The sequence below is a fragment of the Mucilaginibacter corticis genome, assembly GCF_007558865.1.
In the GTDB taxonomy this organism is placed as follows: domain Bacteria; phylum Bacteroidota; class Bacteroidia; order Sphingobacteriales; family Sphingobacteriaceae; genus Mucilaginibacter; species Mucilaginibacter corticis.
The window spans coordinates 2,077,821-2,097,422 of the sequence record NZ_VLPK01000001.1 but is presented as its reverse complement, the minus strand read 5'-3'; the positions used below and the strand labels follow the sequence as shown (position 1 = coordinate 2,097,422).

The window sequence follows — 19,602 nt, the reverse complement described above, 5'->3', positions numbered from 1 at the left end:
TATAATCCTTGTCTACAATTTTAACAGCGTATCGTCTGTTAAATCTAATATTCTACAATATCCGGATCTTCATATTCCGGAACAGGATCTCATCTCCATGATCCTGCAACAAAATATGTGTCTTTGCTTTCTTGGCAAAACCCGGTACATCTTTGTACTTACTGTTGGCTATCGCGTTAAGCAACTCCTGGCTGCCCAAATCAAAGCTGACGATCTTCGCGCCGTTTAACCAGTGTTCTATATGGTTGCCCTTCACAATAATGCGCGACTCATTAAATTCGCCGGCTGGTTTTAATTTTTTAGAACTATTTGGCGGGATAAGCGCGTAGAGCGAACCTGTAGCATGGATGGGGCCGTTTTGCAACACATCCGGGTGCCGTTCATCATCAACCAACTGGTACTCAAATGCGACGGCGCTGGTGCCATCGTCGCCACGGTACATTAGTGTTCCGGGTTTATGCTGGCGCTCCTGCATCAAGTAATAAATACCGCTGTTACCGCCCTGCTGAATGTTCCACTCAAAACTAAATTCAAAATCGGTGAATATATCATCAGTCACCAGGTCGCCACCACCGGTACGCGGGCGGCCGTTTCCTTTGGCGTTCTTTAAGCAACCTTCTTTAATACTCCAGCCTTTTGATGGTTTATCGGTATCATAATAGCTGTGCCATCCGTTTAAAGTCTTGCCGTCAAAAAGCAGTTTCCAGCCTGCGGCTTTTTCGGCAGCAGATAAGGTATTAAGCGTCTGTGCATGACCTGCAAAAGCCGCGAAAATTAACAAAGCAAGCATAATGATCCCGCCGGATAGTTGTATGTTCTTTTTCATCAGATCCCTTTTTAATTAACCGTCGCCTCAGAAATTGACGGGGCCGCGTCGCCCGGAGCGCTGCCCCAGCTTTTGTTTGGGCGCGAACCCATTACCAGTACCAGCCTGCCGCCTTTTACCACATCGCTATTGTTCATCCACGGTTTGTTTAACGCCACCCCGTTAAGCGTTGCCGACTGGATATATTTATTTTGTGCCGATACGCCTTTAGCTTCAACCACAAAGGTTTTGCCGCCGCCTACGTTAATGGTAGTTTCATCAAATATCGGGCTGCCAATATCAAATACAGGCCTGCCGGGGCATTGGGGATAAAAGCCCATGGCGTTAAATACGTACCAGCTTGAGGTTGCGCCGCCGTCTTCATCGCCCGCTAAACCTTGCGGGGTAATGTCATACCACAGGTCCATCAGCATCCTGACTTTAGCTTGTGTTTTCCATGGCTGGCCCGCGTAATTGTATAAATATGGGATATGATAAGCAGGTTCATTACCCTGCGGATACATACCCACCAATCCCGTCATGTCCGGGAATTGGCCCAAGAAAGTTAATTTATCCATAGAATGGCCGGTGGTAAACAGCTCGTCCAATTTATCAGTAAAGTTTTTGCGGCTGCCCATCAGGTTGATAAGCCCCTGTATATCATGCTGTACACTCCAGGTATAAACCCATGAATTACATTCGGCAAAATAACCCTCGCCGGCAAAACCGCCTGAGTATTTTGGGTCAAAAGGCTCAACCCAGTTACCATCGGCAGTTTTTGGCGCCATTAGCCCTATTGCCGGTTTATACAGGTTTTGGTAATTATGCGCTCGTTTCATAAACAATTTATAATCGTCATCCTTGCCCAATGCTTTGGCAATTTGGGCCAGGCACCAGTCGTCATAACAATGTTCTAACGTTACCGAAACAGATTGCCTGCGGTGCCAGCCATCTACCTCGGGCACCCATTCTTTTACCTCTAAAGTCGGTGTCCACCTCACCTGGTAAGGCAGACGGTCATGCAGGTCAAGGGTTGGTTTTGGGTTAGCGTTGGGGTCGACGGGTAATGCCGGATAAAAGCCTTTATCAAAATAACATTGTTCCAGCTCGGTAATATGCCCGCCATCCTTCCAGGGGATCATGGTGCCTTCGGTATGATTTTTACGCATTCCTTCATAAGCCTTTTGCACATCAAACCCGCGGATGCCTTTAAAATAGGCATCCACAATAACTGATGTAGAATGGTTACCGATCATAGCGCCCGAATTGGTCAGCCAGCCGGTTTTTTCATAAGCATCAACAAAGCCATTGATAGCCTTTTCTGTTTCTTTGGGTTCTATCAAATCCTGTAGCGCATAGGCACTTCGGTAGGTATCCCAAACATTGCCCATACGCAAAGCGCGGGTACGGTAAAGTGTGCTGTAAAATATGCCGCGCTGGCGCTCGGTACCGCCCTTTATTTTTATCAGCCCCAGTTCGGCGTTCCAGCGGTCTTTCAGTTTAGCTTTTACCTGCTCAAAGGTTGATGTGCCGATCTCTTTATCTAATGATGCTTTGGCATCCTGCTCGCTGATGTTTGAGATGCCTACTTTAAATTCAATTGTTTGTGGTTGTGGTGAAGCTGCCCAATGCAAATAATTGCCGGCGCCGCCACGGTTACGACCGTTACCTGCGGTAGCATCGTCCTTCCAGTCGCCATGGGTTGATGCCGCTTTGCTTACTTCGGCATAAAAATATCTCTTATCTGCCGTGCCACCACGACGACCGAATGAAGCACCCGAACCTTGCAGGATTTTATTATCCATTACTTCGACGGCAGCATTACCAGATAATAGCAAATTAGTAGCCTGATTAGCCGGAATGGTAAACCGGAAGATGGCAGCGTTATCAGTCATGGTGTACTCGGTATTGATATTGGGGTCTTCCAATAAAACCTGGTAATAGTAAGGCTTAGCAGGTTCCAGGTCATGATCAAAAGCCGATGCATTCTCATGCGCCCCGGCTTTAAAATCACCTTTGCTGATCATCAGGTTACCAAAACCCAGCGGGAAACCGTAGATCTTATCGGCCAGGTAAAAATCCTCCATATCAGGCGTAAAATTGGGGAAGATGTTCATGTTACCGCCCGGCGCTTTTATTACAGGTGCCGTACTGCGGGTTTTAGGGTTGATGGAACCAATATACAGGTCGACATAATCGGCCGGGGTTTTGCCGGCAGTTACCGCGGCTGTTTTATGGCTTACCTTATGCTGCGCAAAAGCGGTACTGCCCAGCATAAAAAATGCTAAAAAAGTATATTTTATTTTCATAACAGTGAATTAAAAAAGGCGTTTATTGGTTAAAACGTATTGGTATTCAATACTATGAAATTTTAGCTATTTATGGCGGGTGTGGTTGGTAATTGTTTTGATACAATTAGCTTGCACTTAAAAAATGTCATTTCGAAGCATAGCGAGAAATCTTGAACGCAATACTACGGATCGCTTGTATAAGATTTCTCACTCGTCCCTCGTTTCGAAATGACAATTTTTATTGTGGCACAATCACCCTCACCCCATTCTCACCTGCAATTATCGCCTTAGATGCTATGCTCAAAAACAAAGAATGCTCTACAACACCGGGTACCATTTTTATGGCGTTCATTTTGTCAAGGCCCATGGTTTCGGCAAAATAAACATCTAACAAATAGTTGCCGTTTTCGGTAATAACGGCACCGTCTTTTTGTGTGCTTATGCGCATGATGGTTTTTGCAGTCGGGATATTTTCTTGAAGCCATTGTGTCACCAACTGCAAAGCGGTTGGCAAAACTTCAAGGACCAAAGGATAAGTCGTATCTAATTTTTCTACTGATTTTGACGCATCGCCCAATAGTATGAACTCTTTAGCCAGGCTGGCCATGATCTTTTCAGACGTGTGGATGCCGCCGCCACATTTCAGGGCGTTAAGCTGCGCGTCAAACTGATCGCAGCCATCAAAATAAATGTCGATGCTTTTTACATGGGCGCTGCTTTGTAATGTAAAGCCAAGCTGTGCTATTAGGTTAGCGGTTTTAAACGACGACGTTGCAAAACTAAGCGTAGCTGCCAATTCCTTATCAGCGGCTAACAAAGCAAGTAAATTAGCAATGGTCGATCCGGCACCTACGCCAATGGTTTGTCCCGGTTTTATAAATTGAATGGCAGCTTTTGCCGCTTCCATTTTGTAGTCTGCCATGATGTTTAAGTTGTTGGATCTGTCTCTTTATAGCCCGACAATGCTGATAATCCCAATATCGGGCCTATGGCAAGCAATGTATAAATATACCATGCGTTTCCGGACGTGCGTAAACTGCTGATAAACTGGATGCTCACAATAGTGATAGCAAAGCCAATACAGTTTACTATAGTTAAAGCCGAGCCTTTTGATGCTGCCGGCGCGTTTTGTGCCACAAGCGTTGAGAGCAACGGAGAATCGGCCACGGCCGCCATACTCCATACAAACATAAAAGCAATGAAAGCTTCTGTTGTATTGCTAAAAAACAACAATGGTGACATTAAACAGCAAACGCAGGAGATCAGCAAAGCATTAACTGCAGTTTTTCTGACCCCAAGTTTTTGTGATATTATACCACTGAAAACGCAGGAAATACTACCCGAAGCGATAATTAAAAATGATAAAAGCGGAACATTATAACTTGCCTCAGAATTGTGTTCTTCGTAAAACTTCAATATCAGCGGTACAAAAACCCAAAAACCGTACAGCTCCCACATGTGCCCAAAATAACCAAAGGCGGCCGCCTTAAACTGCGGGTCTTTAAAGTTGCTTAAAAAGCCTGAGAAATTAAGTTTTTGCCCCTGCTGACGCCCGGGACCATCAGGCACAAATAACAATATAGCTACACCGCCCAAAGCAGAAAGTAAAGATGTGGTATAGATTCCCAACCTGTAAGATAAAAAGGCACCCATACTTGAAAGCAGGTGCGGAAATGCCGTACCCAATACCAGGGCCCCTACTAAAAAGCCCAATGATTTGCCCAAACCCTGTTGGTAATGGTCTGAAGCGATCTTCATGCCTACAGGATAGATCCCCGCCAGGAAAAACCCGGTAGCAAACCTGAATAACATTAAATGGCCAAATGTTATATGATCAATACTTGCGCCTAAATTAATAAAGCCGGATATGATGGCACAACTAAAAAAAACTTTTACCGGCGAGAACTTGTCGGCTATGCTAAGGATGGCAAAGATTAGAGTACCGGCGATGAACCCAAATTGTACCGAGCTGCTTAACCGGGTAAGATCTGCGGGGTCAAAATGAAACTGCTCGGCTATGTCGCCCATAAAGGCATTGCCTGCAAACCAAACCGAAGTACAAAAAAACTGGGCGATAACGATTACAGGTAGTATCCTTTTCATTGATAAGTTGTTGCGCAAATATCTGTGATTTTTCAAAAATCAATGCGATGTTATAAAAAACTAATCACAGAGCCAAATGTTAATGTCTTAAATGCCCTTTATAATTGGCGTTTATAACCACCATACCTCGTTGCAAAGAAAATTAACTTAGCAAAAACAAAAAATTATGTTTAAAGATTCAAAGGCTTTCAGTAGTTTTTCTGTAAACGATTTACAGCAGGCTAAACAATTTTACGGCGACATTTTAGGGCTAACCCTAAGTGATAACCCAATGGGTGTACTTGAGTTGCATATTGCAGGCAGCAGCAATATCATGATCTATCCAAAGCCTAACCACGAGGCGGCAACTTTTACCGTGCTGAATTTTTTGGTGGAAAATATTGACGATGCCGTTGACCAGCTTACCAAAAAAGGTGTTGTGTTTGAGCATTATACTACCGAGCATTTAAAAACAGATGATAAAGGTATTGTGCGCGGTGACGGTAAGGGACCAAACATAGCTTGGTTCAGGGACCCGGCACATAATATTTTATCGGTGATAGAGGAGCATTGACCTCTCCTAAATCCTCTCCAAAGGAGAGGACTTTTAAATATTATTACCCCCTCTCCGTTGGAGAGGGCCGGGGTGAGGTTATCTCTTTTTCTTAGCATTACCCGCTATTAAAAACGCTATACCGCTAAAGCCCAGCGCTTCAAATACGCTCACTATTTCATTGCCATGGCCGCTTACAGGGTCGGCAATGGCGCGTGGAATATGCAGGGTGATTAGCCAGATAAAAATAACAGCACCCAATAATGTTGCCGCCAGTTGCAGTTTTATATCCAGGATAATGCCCAACGCGCCTGCTATCAGCGCTATACCCGCCAGGTAACTCCAAAAGATATGCCACGGGATCCACGCCGGCACCAGCATAACCACAAAAGATATATACACAAAGTGCATAATGCCTGCAACCAACAGGTCTATGGCGAAGAAAAAACGGCCTAAAGGGATAAAGCTTTGCAGAATGGGGATGGTTTTTACCAGCCTGCTTTTAGTTGCTACCGAGCCTGCAGCTACAAACGCGCCGCCGCTTAGTGCCAGGATCTTCAACGCGTCAGACCATCCGGCCAAAAAATGAAGATTATTTTTTAACTGGTAGGGTAAATGAAACACAATAAATAGCAACAGTAGAAACCCGCCTGTCAATAATGAAGCGGCCCTCGCATACCTACCCGAAATGATAATTACCAATGATGCTGAAAGCAGCAAAACACTGATGATCCAAACGCAGGCTAAACTGCCTGAAAGCAGCGGGGCATTGGGCGGGATAATTACCGGCATAAAAATGCCCAGCACCATTTGCTGTACGGCTATCCCGATGATGGCGAGGGCATAAAACAAACGCCAGATACTACTGTATTTTTCCATATTAAAGTGATATTGTGCGATTTAGTTAATGCAATTTATCAAAAAACTGCAGATGTTGAACACTTTGCTGTTCGATAATAACCTGTAAACAGGCAAAAGCGGCGATTTATGCTTATATTAGACAAAACCCATAGCATCTACGATGAAACAATATTTACAAAACATCCACCCTATTATATTTTTATTAGTTGCCACTACTTTAGAAGTTACCGGTGATGCCCTGATCAGGAAAACCATTTACGAATACTCGGGTACTACCCGGATATTGTTTGCGCTGTTGGGTATGTTGCTATTATTTGGTTATGGCTTTTTTCTGAACCTGGCACCGGTAGAATTTGGCGAAGTTGTAGGTCTGTATATCGCTACCTTGTTTGTAGTATGGCAGGTTATCAATTACCTTACATTTAAAACCCTGCCCACTATACCTGTTATAGTTGGTGGCGCACTTGTGGTGGCTGGTGGCTTGATCATTACCTTTTGGAAAAAGTAGAAATTGCGCTAACATTAAATAGATAGTTACTAACTTAATTGCCTGTTTATACCTTCAAAGCATTATCATGAAGATAGCCGTTGCCTCCCCTCCTTTCCCGTCATCAATAGCTGACGGATTACACCGGCTTGAAAAATTGGTTAAAGACGCGGCAAGGCAAAAGGCGGAGATCATTTGTTTTCCTGAGTCGTATATCCCCGGTTATCCGCTGGAAGAATTGACCATTGAAGAAACCTCGCCAGAAAAATTGATAACCGCGCTGAACAAAGTCTGCACCATAGCTGTCGAAAATAACATCGCTATTATATTACCGATGGATTGGTACGGACCTAACGGAAAATTAAATCTTGCCCATGTAATTGATAAAACAGGTAAGGTATTAGGCTACCAGACCAAAAACCAACTTGACCCTACCGAAGACGCCATATGGATCCCGGGAACAGAGCGCAGCATTTTTGAAGTTAACGGGCTTAAGTTTGGCATCACTATATGCCATGAAGGTTTCAGGTATCCCGAATCTGTACGATGGGCTGCACGTAATGATGCAAAAGTTGTGTTCCACCCGCATTGTAACGGCAGTAATGTTGACGGGGCGATGCTTATAGGTTACCGTCATAAAGACAATCCCTATTACGAACAGGCCATAATGATGCGGGCCTTAGAGAACACCATATATTTTGCCAGCTCGAATTATGCTTCACAATATCCTGAATCAGCATCGTCTATCATAGCACCAGACGGTACCTGCATTATACATGAGCGTTATGGGCAAGTGGGTGTGATAATTGCCGACATCGATCCTGAACTGGCAACAGGACTGCTGGCAAAGCGCTTTAAGCCACAGTTATATGCGAATTCGCTTTGAAAAGCGCCTGTTTTTCGGTATCTTTACGCTTTATCAGTTTATAAGCTGGGCAGGTGCCACTTTCTTAAATAGGAGATGATGCGGAACGAACTGATAACAAGCGCAGCGATAGTCTGCACCGCTTCCTGATCCAACACACCATTCAGCAAAAAGTATACTGTACCACCCGCAATACAAGTGGTAGCATACAACTCTTTGGCATGAAAAAGCGCCGGGATATGGTTAAGCAATATGTCGCGCACCACCCCGCCGAAACAGCCGCTGATGGTACCTAAGGCAACGCAAACGCCGGGATTGAGCCCAAAAGCTAATCCTTTTTGTATGCCGATAACGGTAAATAAGCCCAGCCCCAAAGCATCAAAAACCATAAGCGTACGCTGAAAATTACCAATGCGCTTACGCAGCAATAAAGTAAGTATGGTAGTCACCAATATGATCTGCAGGGTATGCGTATCCTTTAACCAGGCAACAGGTGTAGCACCGATCAACAAATCCCTAACCGTGCCACCGCCGACAGATGTTACAAATGCTATAACCAGTACGCCAAACATATCCAGCTTTTTACCAAGGGCGGCAAAGACACCCGACATAGCAAAAGCCACAATACCCAACGTTTCTATAACCGAAGAAAATGTCGCTAAAGATGCAATCATGAATAATTGGTAACCGGCTGTTTGAAATACCGGTATGAAAGTAATGGTTAAATTACTATTTCGCCAAAATTCGGTTAAAATTTATAAGCCAACCAGGCATTTGCTTAAGGGACCAAATGCAAATGGCTTTTGTGAAGCCACGATCTTTGAAATACTTTTAAAATAAGCTTTTTTATCTACCACAAACAGCAAACAACTCATAAACAATCATTTAGCATAAAAACCTAACACCGGCATTCATGCTTATACCCGAAAAATGCCACTTTTTACTACCGGCAAAACCCCGGATACCCGAAAAACGGCAAAAATTACTACCGGTAAAACGTTTGATACCAGAAAAACGGTAATTTTTACTACGGGCTAAGCCGCCGATACCCGTGTAACCTAATTAAACTTCACCACCTCAAAGTTAGACGCAGGGATTGTGCCCAGTTTTTGCAGGTCGTCGTTATTCCACCGGCTGTCAGGCGCGCCGCTGATGTACATGTTACTGCCGATGTCGGCCAGGATCAGTCCGTATTTTTTAAGCGCGGTGAGGATAACCTTATTGGTTGCCGAGAAGCCGCTGATGTCAAAACCGGCCTTTAGCCTGATCTTAGCTCCAAACGGCAATGAAGTAAACTGGCCGCCTTTACTGCTTACACTATGCCGTGCGGGCGCAATATAAGCGGGCTTCACATTTGCAGATTGCAGCGTGAAACGGATAGCGTGATCAATTGTACCTTTCAGCACCTCGTCATAACGCACCAGGCCGGGGAAGATAGGCAAGCCCGCCGCGTCCGCAGATGTCCAGCCCGCTGGCCTCAGCTTGTCGGACGACAGATCAAACACAGCGCCCGACGATGCCTGCCATTTGCCAGCGGTAAGACTGGCGTTGTATAATTCATATAGCTTTTTGTTGTCTTTATCTACCACGATAACATGCGAGTCACCCACGCCGTTGCCCTCAATGGCTGCGTTAGCTGGGATGGGATACGGGCCGGGGTCGCTTTCATCGCCATAGTTGCCGTCATTGGCATTTGCCCTGAAAGTGATGGATACTTTTGGCTGGCTGCCGCAAACTACGTCATACGGAATGCCTATTGGCGCGCCGTCATAGTTGCCGCTGCCGAAGTCGGCCTTTAATTTAGATGTGCTGAATTGCGCGATGATCTGGCTGCTGTAGGGGTCAACCGCGGCAGCTGATACATCCTGGTTCCAGGCATTATCAGCCGGAAAAATGGCAATGTTCTCCGCGTCGGTCAGTTGGGCTTTGCAGGTGGTGGTCGTGGTACCGGTATTCCCGGTGGTGCCGGTCGTTCCTGTCGTGCCGGTGCCGCCTTTAGTGCCCGTTGTACCGGTAGTGCCCTTGCTGCCGGTATTGGCGGTAGCAGGTTGGGTACCATCCTTTTTTCCGCAAGCGGATAGTACGATTACAACCAAAACCAGGATCAACCTAAATAATCTCATACTACTTTAACGTAGCAGCAGGCAGATTGGTTACCCTTTAGCAATTCCGGCCAATACGGTACACATGGTTCTGATCTCGTCCTGCGTGTTGTAGTAATGTACAGACGCCCGCACAATGCTGCTCAAGTGATTCTTTTCCATATAGATCAATGTAGCTTTAGCAACACCTATTGATACATTAATATTTTCTTCGGATAGCTTGGTTTTGACTGACTGGCTATCTATCCCCCTAACCGAAAATGTAACAATGCCTGATAGTTCATCGCCGTTATCATGGACAGTTATTCCGTCAATAGCTGTTAGTTGACGGCGCAGGCTGGTTGCCAATAGCTGTACACGCTGCCAGATCCGGACTACCCCTATTTCAAGCGCGTATTCAATGGCTTTGCCCAGGCCTAATGTTAGCGCGCGGCTTTTTTCATATAACTCAAACCTGCGTGCATCGGGCCGTATGGTATAATCATGCAGGCTAACGGTTGGCGAACTGAACCCGTCCATAAACAATAGCCTGAACTGGTCCTGCACATTTTTGCGCACATATAAAAAACCTGTGCCACGCGGCGCGCGCAGGTATTTACGCCCCGTTACCGAAAGCATATCACAACCTATCTCTTCTACATCAATCGGTGCCTGGCCTGCGGTCTGGCAGGCATCAACCAAGTAAAGAATGTTATGCTTGCGCGCAATAGCCCCTATTTCAACAATCGGCATCATCGCTCCGCTTGACGACGGCATATGCGTAACCGCTATCAGTTTTGTTTGGGGCGATATGGCATCTTGCAAAGCCTGAACATTAAATTTACCCTGCTTATCGTTCGGGATGATCTTTAACACTACCCCATGCGTTTTCTGCATGTTAATAAAACCGATCAGGTTGGTGATGTATTCCATTTCGGTGGTAATGATCTCGTCGCCCGGTTTAAAATCAATACCATGAAACACCAAACCCCAGGCGGTGCTGGCATTTTCAACAATAGCGACTTCGTCTTTACCGGCATTGATCAGTTTGGCAATCAGATCGTAGGTGTTTTCTAACTGGTCTTTATATTTCGCTTCGGTTTCATAGCCACCGTTTACGGCTTCTTCCTGCAAATAACTGATCACGGTATCCACAACCACGTCGGGCGGCAGGGCCGATCCGGCATTGTTAAAATGGGCAATCCTATCAGCACCCTTTGTTTCGGCACGGAGTTGTTGTACTTCCTGTTCGGTTAACGTGTTGGCCATATCCCTTATTTTATTTAGGTAAAGTAACTAATTGTTTGCCTATAGTTTTATAGCTCACTGCCACATCAGCGTAATAAATCAGCATATATTGCAGACTTAGTATTATTTTAGCTGTACAATTTATCTGCCCAATGCAACAACAAATTTTCATTAAATTCAGCCGGCTGTCAGCGCTGCTGATCCTGATCTGCCTGGTACCAAGGCTTGCTATCGGTCACATATCAGGTACAAAATCCAAGCCCCGTAAAAGTATCCGTGTTTTAATCGTCGGCGGCGGCACATCGCATGATTTTGACCGATGGTACAAACAAGCAGATGCTACTACACTTAGTGAAGACGGTTTATGTACGGTTACTTATACCCATAATACCGACTCGATAGGCATCTACCTGAAAACAGCCGATGTTCTTTATTTGGTGACCAACCAGCCTATCGTTGCTGAAAACCGCAAGGCGATATTTGATTTTGCAAATGCAGGCAAAGGATTGATATTAGGCCACCCCGCGCTTTGGTATAACTGGAAAGACTGGCCCGAATATAATTTACAATTGGTAAGTGGCGGTGCGAGCGAGCATGACCGCTATAGCAGCTTTGACGAAACCATCATCAACAACCATCACCCGGTCACCAATGGCGTAACACAAAATTTTACGCTTAAAGACGAACGTTATCATTACATCATTGACCCTGCCGGGCCGGGCATTGATGTGCTGGCCAATAACCATGTTGCTGGATCGGACGTTGTGTATCCGTCTGTATTTATAGTAAAGAACCCAAAGACGCGGATAGTCTGTATCGCGCTGGGCCATGATGGCGAGTCGCATGATATCGATCCTTATAAAACCCTTTTGCGTAATGCCGTTAAATGGGTGGCACACCAATAATATCGACTTTATGAAATACGTTTTAACATTACTGGCAGTGGTCAGCTTTTCGACATTGAAAGCGCAGGACACATTTGACACACAGGCGCACCGTGGCGGTCGCGGGTTGATGCCCGAGAATACTATACCCGCTATGCTAAACGGTGTACGCTTAGGCATAAATACGCTTGAACTGGATACCCATATCACTGCGGATGGGAAAGTAGTGGTATCGCATGACGGGTTTATGTCGGCCAATATTATGCAAAAACCTGACGGCAGCGATATTACCAAAGCCGAAGAAAAGCAACATGTCTTGTACAAAATGACTTACGACAGTATCAGGATGTATACCGAAGGACTAAAAAACTACCCGGCTTTTCCGCAACAGCAAAAAATTAAAACTTATAAGCCTTTACTATCCGAACTGATTGACAGCGTAGAGACCTATACCAAAGCGCATCACCTAAAACCGGTTTATTACAATATCGAAACCAAAAGCACCGTGGCCGGCGACAATATAGAGAACCCCGTGCCTGCCGTATTTGTAAAGCTGCTGATGGCAGTTATTACCGAAAAACACATTACCGACAGGGTAATTATCCCATCATTTGATGTGCGCACTTTACAGATATTGCATCAACAAATGCCGCAGGTTAAGACAGCCTTTTTAGTACAAACCGGTAATTACGAAAGCAACATGAAACTATTGGGCTTTATCCCTACCATACTTAGCCCCGAGCAAAAAATTGTTACTGTCGATATGGTAACAGCGGCACATAGCAACCATGTAAAGGTTATCCCCTGGACGGTAAATAACGAAACTGATATGAAAGCACTGGCAGACCTGAAGGTTGACGGATTGATATCTGATTATCCTGACAAACTGGTAAAACTGTTTGGCAGTTATCAAAAACAGTAAAATAAAAAACCCGCTTTATCAGCGGGTTTTCTTTTTATAAATTATTGAGTTAATAACCTTAGTTTTCTGCGTAGATAGGTTTTTTGATACCATTATCATAAGCTTTAAGATTTTTCTTAAGCAGCTTACGTGCAACGTGTATGCGGGTTTTAACCGTACCTATCGGGATGATCAAATGATCAGCAATTTCATGGTATTTATGGCCTTCAAAATACATAGTGAAGGGTACATAATAATCAGCAGGCAGCCTGTCTAAAGCTTTCTTTATATCGTCCATCACAAATTTAGCTTCGCCCTGGTTTTTGGTAGAACTGAATACCAGGTTAGGTGATGAAATTTCATCAGACTTGGTAACAAAAGTGCTCATTTTAACAAAACGGCGGTAATTGTTGATGAAGGTATTTTTCATGATAGTATATAACCATCCTTTTAAATTGGTGCCTTCTTTAAACTTATTGTAATAAGTTATGGCTTTCAACATCGTGTCCTGGACAAGGTCGTTAGCATCATCTGCGTCGTGTGTGAAGTGTAAGGCGTATGACCTTAATGAACTTGCCTGACGTAGTACTAGGGTGTTAAACTCAATCTTTGTCATTCTGTTAATGTTTTGTACTAGTATATAGACAAACCCTATACCACTATAAATTTTCATTAACGGCATATGCCATAACTATAAAGACAATATCGCGAATTGACCTTCAAACAATATTAAAACATAAATAAACTGATTTACAGTTGTTTATGTTTAATTTATGACAATAAATCACCTTGATGACAATAGGATTACACTTCAAAAAGTGCTGCTCAATAAAAAAAATTAACCGATAATATTTACTTCGCGTTGTAGTTTAACGCCAAATTTGGAGTACACACTGTCTATAATTTGCGACGAAAAGTTGTACACTTCAGCACCGGTGGCACCGCCATGGTTCACTAAAACCAATGCCTGGTTCTTCCAGGTACCGGTATTTCCTACAACTTTTCCCTTCCAGCCGCATTGTTCTATTAGCCAGCCCGCGGCCAGTTTTACCAAACCATCGCCGGCAGGATAATTCACCACTTCGGGATAGTTGGCATAAATAGGCGCAAACTCGGCAGCAGTAATAACCGGGTTTTTGAAAAAGCTGCCAGCATTACCTATGGTTGATGGATCCGGCAGTTTAGCTACGCGGATATGCGACACCACCTGCGACACATCTTTAATAGTAGGCGCTGCAATACCACGATTAGCCAATTCCTGCTCTATAGCCCCGTAGCGCAGGTTAAGATTCGGGATCAGGAATAAGCTAAACTTAACCGATACAATGATATATTGGCCCTTCAACTCATTCTTAAAAACACTTTCGCGGTAGCCGAAACCACAATCTTCTTTGGTAAAAGTTCTGAATTTAGTAGTACTGATCTCAAATGCCCGGCAGGTATGGAAAACATCTTTTAACTCAACCCCGTATGCACCAATGTTTTGTATAGGCGACGCCCCTACCGAACCCGGTATCAGGCTTAGGTTTTCCAACCCTGCATAGTTACGCTGCACACAGTAATTTACCAGGTCGTTCCAAACCTCGCCGGCTCCGGCCTCAACAAATACCTCGTCATGGTTAATGCGATGCTCGATACCGCGGATATTCATGCGAATAACCAGCCCATTAAAATCATTAATGAGCAACAGGTTGCTACCGCCACCAATAACAAGGCGCTCGGTTTGCTGCCATTGCGGATCCATAAACAGTTCCACCAGTTCGTCTTCGTGGTTTATTTCGGCAAAGAAGCGAGCGTTGGCCTCAACGCCGAAAGTATTAAAGTTTTTAAGCGAAACGTTTTCCTGGATCTGCAGCATGCGGGCGAATTTCGGAATTAATTTGGAATAATCAGTTTCTTCAAGATTGTGAAGTAGGGAAATCGTTTGTAAATATTTTTTTGTTTTACCCTCTTTACGCGCAGCGAAGAGAGGGTCGCGCTCGAAGAGCCGCGGGGTGAGTCCTGACGAAGCAGAGTACACCGGCGATTACTCACCCCGACTACGCTACGCTGGTCGGCCCTCTCTTCGCTGCGCGTAAAGAGGGCGATAAAATTTATCTGTGTTTCTAAATTTTACTATGTGCGATATATAAAGCATCAACTTAAAAAATTACCGCTAACCAAAATATTCCGCACCCTGTCTTTATTTTGACGTGATATAGGTATTTTAGTTTGATCTGTTAAAAGCAAAGTGCCGCCATCTTCTTTTAAATAGCTTTTTACAAATTGCAGGTTAACCAGGTGCGATTGGTGGGTACGGATAAACTGGTGAGGTTGCAGCAGCTCATCATATTCCTTTAATGTTTTGCATACCAGTATTTGCTCGCCGCCGTCAAGAAAAAAGGTAGTATAATTATTTTCGGCCTCGCACCTTACAATGGTGTTCACCTTAATGTAGCGGATTTCTGACAAGGTAGGCAGGGCAATTTTTGGCGAATCACGCTGGCCCGATCTGATATATTCCAGCAGGTTTTCAATGTTATGGTTCTGCTTTTTGGAATTGATCTTTACCCTCGCCTTTTCAATAGCTATTTTAAATTCGGCAATATCTATTGGTTTAAGCAGGTAATCAAGCGCCGAAAACTTGATGGCCTGGATACCATACTGATCATAAGCAGTAATAAATATAACTTCGAAGTTTACAGTAGCAAATGCCTTTAAAACGTCAAAACCCGATGCGCCCGGCATCTGGATATCCAGAAAAACCAGGTCGGGCTGGTTGGCTTTAATTACGACTATACCTTGGGCGGCGTTATTGGCCGTGGCAACAATATCGATCCCGGGGCAATAGGTAGCAATAATGGTTTGCAGATTTTCTATGTTGTTCGGCTCGTCGTCAATAATTATACTGCGGATATTCATGCGCTGCAATTTACTATATCCAATCGGTTAAAGTAATAGTTACCGTAGTGCCCGTATCGCCGGTTTTTATGTTCAGCTTAAACGGTTGCCCGGTGTAGAGTTGGTTCAGTAATTCTATCCGCTCTTCGCTTAGTTTTAAACCGAATGAATTACTATTACTCATCGCCCCGGTTTGTATAAAACCCATGCCATTATCTGTAATGATAAGGTTCAGGTTATTATTTTCTTTACGGATGGTAACCTTAACTTCTCCGCGATCGCGAAGATCGGCTACGCCATGTTTAACCGCGTTTTCAACAAATGGTTGCAGCAGCATGGCCGGTATCTCTATATTGGCAACATTTATGTCAGCATCAGTATGGATATGATATTGAAAGCCGAAACGCAATTGTTCCATTTGCAGGTAATCGTCCAATATTTTCAGTTCGTCTTCAAGGCTGATCAGTTCTTTTTCGCCTGTATTTAACACCTTACGGGTAAGGCTTGCAAACCGCGACAGGTAATGATTAGCGCTTTCCATATCATTTTTATTTACAAGGTTTTGAATGGAGGTTAGCGCGTTAAACATAAAATGCGGATTAAGCTGCGCGCGTATGGCCCGTATTTTAAGATTGACATTTTGCCTGGCTTGTACAGACCTGGTGAGGCGGATATTTACCTGCCTGCGATAAAGCCAAAAAAGCAGCGCTATTGATAGCGCTGCCCCGGTAAGGTAAGGTAATAATTGCTTATATGACGTTTTCTTCTCAAGGATGGACGTGGATTTCGGTGCAGTTATAATCAAATCAATACTAATTGCCTGATCTGCCGAAACCATGATACCATTATTGCCACCGCCAAAAGGGAAAATGGATATCGTATAATTTCCTGGCGGTAAAGTATCCACATCAAACTTAATTTCGCCCGAGGCATCCTCGTCTAATCCAAAACCTCGGTAAATTGGCTTGCCGTCGGTACCAAAACGGTCGATAGATGACCCATAAGCAACACCCGGATGTTGCCTTAAATGTACGTTAATTGTACCCACGGTACCTTTTACACAACTGATTTCTGTTATCCTTTGCGTTGCGGAATCTCTTTTCGCACTAAAATCAGCTGAACCGGAAGGACTATTTTTGGACACTGATGCGATAACGCCAAAAGGGAAAGGCTTCAGGTTTGATCGCCAATCAAAAACTACTCCTGTGCGCAGATTATAATTTTTAATGTTAATTACCTCTACTAGTGTCTGTTTGCCGGGATAACTAAAATTGCCAATAAAACCGTAAGGCTGTTTGGCTCCATATTGCTGATCAAGCCTGGGTATATTCGACCAGTGCACAATTTCGACACTGTCATTAAGTACCACTCTATAGCGATAGTCGCCTATGTTATTTTTGTTAATACCCATGGCAATAACCACAGCTGACGAAGTGCCTTTGATATGAAACGCCGGAAAACTTCTATTAAACGATTGAACAGGCATCATCCCGTAAAACATTTCATTAGGATTCAATTTAACCCCTAATGCTATAGGCGATGCCAGTTTTTGGTCTGACACGTCTTTACTAAAAATACGAAACACAGCATCATCAGGCACGTAAATGCCATGAATATTATTTTTAAAGAGCACGTTATGCTGATCGGGCAAGGCATCAAAATAAATATAATTACCAAACTGTGTACCATGATGCCCCTCAAACTGTGCAGATAAGTTTAAGCTTACAAAGCAAAAAATGATTAAAAAAATATTGATTTTCATGGCGATAAAGTATTTAAAGTTAATAATTATCACCAAAGATGAGGCTGGCAGGAATATGTATCAACCCGCAATGAGTAAGTGGGGGTTGCGGGTGAGAATTTGGGGAAATATTACATAATTATGCTGTCGTTTCGACCAACGGGAGAAATCTATACACATGCAGATAGGCTACTTTTCTGTGTATAGATTTCTCACTCGTTCCTCGTTTCGAAATGACAATGGAATTGATTTGGTTACCCCTTCGGTCCGCCAAACTCCATGAGGTAGGCTTTCAGGAAATCGTTCAGATCACCATCCAATACAGCCGAGGCGTTTGATGTTTCGTGATCAGTACGCAGGTCCTTAACCAGCTTATACGGGTGCAGCACATAGTTGCGGATCTGCGAGCCCCATTCTATTTTCTTTTTACTGCCTTCAATTTTGTTGGTGGCTTCCTGGCGCTTACGCATCTCGATCTCATATAACTGAGATTTCAACAGGCGGATAGCGTTATCCTTGTTTTGCAACTGCGATCGTGACTCCTGGTTCTTGATAATAATGCCCGATGGTTTGTGGTATAAACGTACGGCGGTTTCAACCTTATTTACGTTTTGGCCGCCCGCGCCGCCAGAACGGAAAGTTTCAAACTCAATGTCGGCAGGGTTAACTTCTATCTCAATGGTATCGTCGACCAAAGGGTAAACATAAACCGACGCAAATGAGGTATGCCGTTTAGCGTTCGAGTCGAACGGCGAAATGCGGACCAGGCGATGTACACCGTTCTCGCCTTTTAAATAGCCGTAGGCAAACTCGCCCTCTAACTGCAGCGTAACGGTTTTAACCCCCGCCGACTCCCCTTCCTGGAAATCCTGCTCGGTTACTTTATAGCCGTTCTTTTCGCCCCACATAATGTACATCCGCATCAGCATGCCGGCCCAGTCGCAGCTCTCTGTGCCGCCAGCGCCTGCGGTTATCTGCAGTACGGCGTTAAACTGATCTTCTTCGGCCGAGAGCATGTTTTTAAACTCCAGTTCTTCGACCACTTTAATGGCTTCGTCATACTGCTCCTGCATTTCGGCCTCAGTAGCATCGCCGCCTTTGTAAAAATCAAACATAACGCCGGTATCATCAATAACTGATGCTACTTTCTGATACTCGTCTGTCCAAACTTTTTTTGTTTTGATGGATGCCAAAACCTTTTCGGCCTCTTTGGGGTGATCCCAAAAATGAGGGCCGAGTGTTTCGTCCTGTTCTATTTTTAATGCATCAAGCTTCTTGTCGATGTCAAAGATGCCTCCTCAGGGAAATTAGTCTATCCCTTAAATCCTGGATCTGTTCTTTAGTCATGTGGCAAATATAATAATAGCGATGAGTTTAAAACCCATCGCCATGCAATAAAAAAGCCTGTCCGCATCAGCAAACAGGCTCTCCATGGGTAGATCAAAATATGTTTAGGCTATAGCCAACTGGCTCAGCAAATTATTCATGTTATAGTTACCGCTCAACATTGACAATAGCTTGCCTAAAGCGAAATCGGTATTTTGTTCGTTTTTTGATTGTTGGATCATTTCCTGCATTACCGGCGGGATCAGTTCCTTGGCAATCAACAAAGCCTCAACCGGCACAATACCATAATAGTTGTTCAGCTTGTTTGCAAACTTGTTAACAGTGCTGTTAATTAACGGATTATTATAGATGCCCGGGTATTGAAAATATTTGATCAGATCTTTTAGCTTACCATTTTCCATTTGGCCCTTTAATACCTCTATGATCGAGCTCGATGCTTCGTTGATCACAGCTTCATGGTATTTTACAGGAATTACAGGGTTGTTAACAACAGCCATCCCGGCGTTATTTTTTACAAGCATAAAAAGTTTCTCAAACATGACGGTTACACTTTATAATTTGAATTAACAAAATAAT

Annotated in this window: 19 protein-coding genes; 5 read left to right on the top strand and 14 right to left on the bottom strand. The window is 44.1% G+C overall.

What is annotated here, in order from left to right:
• Positions 1-52: 52 nt before the first annotated feature.
• From FO440_RS09230 to FO440_RS09215, 4 genes are all read right to left on the bottom strand, one after another.
• A complete protein-coding gene (locus FO440_RS09230; protein ID WP_144247901.1) occupies positions 53-826 on the bottom strand; it encodes a 3-keto-disaccharide hydrolase in 774 nt (257 codons plus the stop codon).
• Positions 827-837: 11 nt separating this feature from the next.
• Positions 838-3,114: a GH92 family glycosyl hydrolase gene (locus FO440_RS09225; RefSeq protein WP_144247900.1), complete on the bottom strand. Its 2,277-nt coding sequence runs from the start codon at positions 3,112-3,114 to the stop codon at positions 838-840.
• A 220-nt stretch (positions 3,115-3,334) separates the two neighbouring features.
• On the bottom strand, positions 3,335-4,018 hold the full coding sequence (rpiA, locus tag FO440_RS09220; RefSeq protein WP_144247899.1) for a ribose 5-phosphate isomerase A: 684 nt from the start codon (positions 4,016-4,018) through the stop codon (positions 3,335-3,337).
• Between the two features lie 5 nt (positions 4,019-4,023).
• Positions 4,024-5,199: an MFS transporter gene (locus tag FO440_RS09215; RefSeq protein WP_144247898.1), complete on the bottom strand. Its 1,176-nt coding sequence runs from the start codon at positions 5,197-5,199 to the stop codon at positions 4,024-4,026.
• A gap of 166 nt (positions 5,200-5,365) precedes the next feature.
• Here FO440_RS09215 and FO440_RS09210 point away from each other — a divergent pair, with 166 nt between their 5' ends.
• The gene (locus tag FO440_RS09210; RefSeq protein WP_144247897.1) at positions 5,366-5,752 is read left to right on the top strand and encodes a VOC family protein; all 387 of its coding nucleotides are present in this window, start codon (positions 5,366-5,368) and stop codon (positions 5,750-5,752) included.
• Between the two features lie 78 nt (positions 5,753-5,830).
• Here FO440_RS09210 and FO440_RS09205 read toward each other — a convergent pair whose 3' ends face one another.
• Positions 5,831-6,610, bottom strand: coding sequence for a DoxX family protein (locus FO440_RS09205; protein ID WP_144247896.1), 780 nt, complete (start codon positions 6,608-6,610; stop codon positions 5,831-5,833).
• Positions 6,611-6,752: 142 nt separating this feature from the next.
• Between FO440_RS09205 and FO440_RS09200 the strand changes: the two genes are divergently transcribed.
• Together FO440_RS09200 and FO440_RS09195 are read left to right on the top strand one after the other, a co-directional pair.
• Positions 6,753-7,100 carry a hypothetical protein gene (locus FO440_RS09200; protein WP_222103948.1) on the top strand — a complete coding sequence of 116 codons (348 nt, stop codon included), beginning with the start codon at positions 6,753-6,755 and terminating at the stop codon, positions 7,098-7,100.
• Positions 7,101-7,167: 67 nt separating this feature from the next.
• Positions 7,168-7,965, top strand: a complete 798-nt coding sequence (locus FO440_RS09195) for a carbon-nitrogen hydrolase family protein (RefSeq protein WP_144247895.1) — start codon at positions 7,168-7,170, stop codon at positions 7,963-7,965.
• A 38-nt stretch (positions 7,966-8,003) separates the two neighbouring features.
• Here the strand turns inward: FO440_RS09195 and FO440_RS09190 are convergent, their stop codons facing one another.
• The 3 genes from FO440_RS09190 to FO440_RS09180 form a co-directional block, all read right to left on the bottom strand.
• Entirely contained in the window at positions 8,004-8,618 is a 615-nt protein-coding gene (locus FO440_RS09190) for a trimeric intracellular cation channel family protein (RefSeq protein ID WP_144247894.1), read from the bottom strand.
• A gap of 384 nt (positions 8,619-9,002) precedes the next feature.
• A complete protein-coding gene (locus FO440_RS09185; RefSeq protein WP_222103947.1) occupies positions 9,003-10,067 on the bottom strand; it encodes a hypothetical protein in 1,065 nt (354 codons plus the stop codon).
• Positions 10,068-10,097: 30 nt separating this feature from the next.
• Positions 10,098-11,294, bottom strand: coding sequence for an aminotransferase class V-fold PLP-dependent enzyme (locus FO440_RS09180; protein ID WP_144247893.1), 1,197 nt, complete (start codon positions 11,292-11,294; stop codon positions 10,098-10,100).
• A gap of 131 nt (positions 11,295-11,425) precedes the next feature.
• On the opposite strand from FO440_RS09180, the gene FO440_RS09175 reads away from it, so the two are divergent.
• The gene (locus FO440_RS09175) at positions 11,426-12,178 is read left to right on the top strand and encodes a ThuA domain-containing protein (protein WP_144247892.1); all 753 of its coding nucleotides are present in this window, start codon (positions 11,426-11,428) and stop codon (positions 12,176-12,178) included.
• Positions 12,150-13,079, top strand: a complete 930-nt coding sequence (locus tag FO440_RS09170; RefSeq protein WP_246104194.1) for a glycerophosphodiester phosphodiesterase family protein — start codon at positions 12,150-12,152, stop codon at positions 13,077-13,079. Before FO440_RS09175 ends, FO440_RS09170 begins: the two co-directional genes overlap by 29 nt.
• Before the next feature lie 58 nt (positions 13,080-13,137).
• Here FO440_RS09170 and FO440_RS09165 read toward each other — a convergent pair whose 3' ends face one another.
• The 6 genes from FO440_RS09165 to FO440_RS09140 all read right to left on the bottom strand — a co-directional run bounded on the left by FO440_RS09165 (position 13,138) and on the right by FO440_RS09140 (position 19,565).
• Positions 13,138-13,674 carry an RNA polymerase sigma factor gene (locus FO440_RS09165; protein WP_144247891.1) on the bottom strand — a complete coding sequence of 179 codons (537 nt, stop codon included), beginning with the start codon at positions 13,672-13,674 and terminating at the stop codon, positions 13,138-13,140.
• A 222-nt stretch (positions 13,675-13,896) separates the two neighbouring features.
• The gene (gene murB, locus FO440_RS09160) at positions 13,897-14,916 is read right to left on the bottom strand and encodes a UDP-N-acetylmuramate dehydrogenase (protein ID WP_144247890.1); all 1,020 of its coding nucleotides are present in this window, start codon (positions 14,914-14,916) and stop codon (positions 13,897-13,899) included.
• A 278-nt stretch (positions 14,917-15,194) separates the two neighbouring features.
• Entirely contained in the window at positions 15,195-15,959 is a 765-nt protein-coding gene (locus tag FO440_RS09155; RefSeq protein ID WP_144247889.1) for a LytR/AlgR family response regulator transcription factor, read from the bottom strand.
• Positions 15,960-15,972: 13 nt separating this feature from the next.
• On the bottom strand, positions 15,973-17,700 hold the full coding sequence (locus tag FO440_RS09150) for a sensor histidine kinase (protein ID WP_144247888.1): 1,728 nt from the start codon (positions 17,698-17,700) through the stop codon (positions 15,973-15,975).
• Positions 17,701-17,933: 233 nt separating this feature from the next.
• A protein-coding gene (gene prfB, locus FO440_RS09145) for a peptide chain release factor 2 (RefSeq protein ID WP_144247887.1) occupies positions 17,934-19,026 on the bottom strand; the annotation gives its coding sequence in 2 pieces (ribosomal slippage) (positions 17,934-18,965 and positions 18,967-19,026; 1,092 coding nt in all).
• 104 nt (positions 19,027-19,130) lie between these two features.
• Entirely contained in the window at positions 19,131-19,565 is a 435-nt protein-coding gene (locus FO440_RS09140; protein WP_144247886.1) for a hypothetical protein, read from the bottom strand.
• Between the last annotated feature and the right edge of the window lie 37 nt (positions 19,566-19,602).